This window comes from Halopseudomonas sp. (assembly GCF_041579695.1).
Taxonomy (GTDB): domain Bacteria; phylum Pseudomonadota; class Gammaproteobacteria; order Pseudomonadales; family Pseudomonadaceae; genus Halopseudomonas.
The window spans coordinates 1-2,558 of sequence record NZ_JBFGFI010000174.1 but is presented as its reverse complement, the minus strand read 5'-3'; the positions used below and the strand labels follow the sequence as shown (position 1 = coordinate 2,558).

Below are 2,558 nucleotides of genomic sequence, written 5' to 3'. Positions count from 1 at the left end.
CTGTCGATCACCTACACGCGCCTGTACATCCTGATCTTTGGTCTGATGGTGTTCTTCGCGCTGCTGCTGGTGATGAAGCGCACTTCGCTGGGCCTGAAGGTCCGCGCCGTCTCGCAGAACCGCGCCATGGCCCGCGCTGTGGGCGTGCGCTCGAGTTGGGTAGACGCCCTGACCTTTGGCCTGGGCTCTGGCGTGGCGGGCATTGCCGGTGTGGCCCTGTCGCAGATTACCAACGTCGGGCCCAATCTGGGCCAGGCCTACATCATCGATTCGTTCATGGTCGTGGTGTTCGGCGGCGTCGGCAACCTCTGGGGCACGCTGGTGAGCGCCATGAGCCTGGGGCTGATCAACAATTTCCTGGAGCCCTACGCTGGCGCGATGCTGGCCAAGGTCATGGTGCTGATCATGCTGATCCTGTTCATCCAGAAACGGCCCAAGGGACTCTTCCCGCAAAAAGGACGCGCAGCGGCAGACTGATGCGCCGATGCGCGTTGCTGCTCAAGCCAATGATTATTGAGAGGGAAGTATGCTGATCCAACGTCTATTACTGAACGACCGGGGCGGTATGGTCGTGCTCGGACTGGTCGCCCTGATGGCGATCCTGGTGCCGGTGCTCAACCTCGCCGTGCCACCGGAATCCCCGTTCTATGTATCCAATTTCACAGTCGGGTTGCTCGGCAAGTTTCTCTGCTTTGCACTGCTGGCGTTATCCGTCGACCTGATCTGGGGCTATGCCGGCATCCTGTCGCTGGGCCACGGCGCCTTTTTCACCCTGGGCGGCTACGGGATGGGCATGTACCTGATGCGCCAGATCGGTGACCGCGGCGTGTATGGCCATCCCGAACTGATGGACTTCATGGTGGTGCTCAACTGGGAAACCCTGCCCTGGTATTGGCAGGGCTTCGACATGTTCTGGTTCGCGATGCTGATGGTGCTGCTGGTTCCGGGTGTACTGGCCCTGGTATTCGGCTGGCTGGCGTTTCGCTCACGGGTGACCGGCGTGTACTTTGCGATCATCACCCAGGCGCTCACCTATGCCTTGATGCTGGCGTTCTTCCGCAACGAGATGGGTTTTGGCGGCAACAACGGGCTGAATGATTTCAAGGATATTCTCGGCTTCGATCTGAGCGCCGACTCCACACGGGCCGGTTTGCTGATTGCATCGGCCATCGCGTTGATTCTCGGCTATCTGGCCTGCCGCTATATCGTCACCTCGCGCATGGGCCGGGTGATCGTTGCCATCCGCGATGCGGAAAGCCGCACCCGGTTCTCCGGCTATCAGGTCGAGTCCTACAAGCTCTGGCTGTTCGTGTTCTCGGCGATGCTGGCTGCAGTTGCCGGTGCGCTCTATGTACCGCAGGTGGGCATCATCAACCCGGGGGAATTCTCGCCGCTCAACTCCATCGAGATGGTCGTCTGGGTCGCCACCGGAGGCCGCGGCACATTGTTCGGCGCGCTGGTCGGTGCGTTCTCGGTAAATTACGCCAAGACCTTCTTCACCACATTCTCGCCGGAAACCTGGCTGTTCATTCTCGGCGGCCTGTTCGTGCTGGTCACGCTGTTCATGCCCAAGGGGCTGGTCGGTCTGGCCGGCCGTCTGCTGCGCAAGGGAGACAAGAAATGAAGACCACAGAGCAACTGCGCGAGACCTGGCGCCGGGATCAGGTGTTCGATTTTGTCCAGTCGCCGCCGGCGTTCGACAGCGTGGTCGATACCACCCACGGTCCAATACTGTATGTCGAGAATGTCAGCGTCAGTTTTGATGGCTTCAAGGCATTGAACAACCTGGACCTGACTATCGACGAGGGTGAGCTGCGCTGCATCATCGGCCCCAACGGCGCCGGCAAAACCACGATGATGGATGTGATCACCGGCAAGACCAAACCCGACACCGGCAGCATCTGGTTCGGCCAGCGGATCGATCTGCTCAAACGTTCCGAGCATCAGATCGCCCGCGGCGGCATTGGCCGCAAGTTCCAGAAGCCCACCGTATTCGAGGCGCTGTCGGTGTTCGAGAACCTGGAGTTGGCGACTGCCTCGAAAAAGAACGTCTGGTACACGCTCAACCATGACCTGACCGGTGAGCAGCGCGATCGTATCGACGAGGTCCTGCGCCAGATCGGGCTGACCGAGCATTACCACCAGGAAGCCGGGGCGCTGTCCCATGGCCAGAAGCAGTGGCTGGAGATCGGCATGCTGCTGGTGCAGAACCCGCGGGTGCTGTTGGTGGATGAGCCGGTTGCCGGCATGACGGGGGAAGAAGTCGAAAAGACCGCCGAGCTGCTCACATCGCTGGCCGGACGGCATTCAGTGATCGTGGTGGAACACGACATGGCTTTTGTCCGTTCCATCGCGCGCAAGGTCACGGTGCTGCACCAGGGGTCGGTGCTGGCCGAAGGCAGCATGGATCAGGTGCAAAACAATCCGCGCGTCATTGAAGTCTATCTGGGAGAGTAATCCGTGCTGCGCATTCAAAAAATCAATCAGCTGTACAACCAGAGCCACATCCTCTGGGACCTGGATCTGGAAGTACGCGAAGGCACCTGTGGCTGCCTGCT

General features: G+C 60.2%; 2 protein-coding genes and 1 pseudogene. All 3 read left to right on the top strand.

What is annotated here, in order from left to right; all coding sequences use genetic code 11:
• Positions 1 to 477 (top strand): annotated as a pseudogene (locus tag ABYA88_RS16065) (urea ABC transporter permease subunit UrtB); the annotation flags it as partial.
• A 115-nt stretch (positions 478 to 592) separates the two neighbouring features.
• Positions 593 to 1,624, top strand: a complete 1,032-nt coding sequence (gene urtC, locus ABYA88_RS16060) for an urea ABC transporter permease subunit UrtC (protein WP_373188391.1) — start codon at positions 593 to 595, stop codon at positions 1,622 to 1,624.
• Positions 1,621 to 2,457 (top strand): urea ABC transporter ATP-binding protein UrtD, encoded by an 837-nt coding sequence (gene urtD, locus ABYA88_RS16055; RefSeq protein WP_373188390.1) that lies wholly within the window; start codon positions 1,621 to 1,623, stop codon positions 2,455 to 2,457. The genes urtC and urtD overlap by 4 nt, the downstream gene beginning before the upstream one ends.
• Positions 2,458 to 2,558 lie beyond the last annotated feature (101 nt).

Coding starts and splice junctions, on each gene's coding strand:
- urtC (WP_373188391.1), top strand. CDS start 593: ATGGCGATCCTGGTGCCGGTGCTCAACCTCGCCGTGCCACCGGAATCC.
- urtD (WP_373188390.1), top strand. CDS start 1,621: ATGAAGACCACAGAGCAACTGCGCGAGACCTGGCGCCGGGATCAGGTG.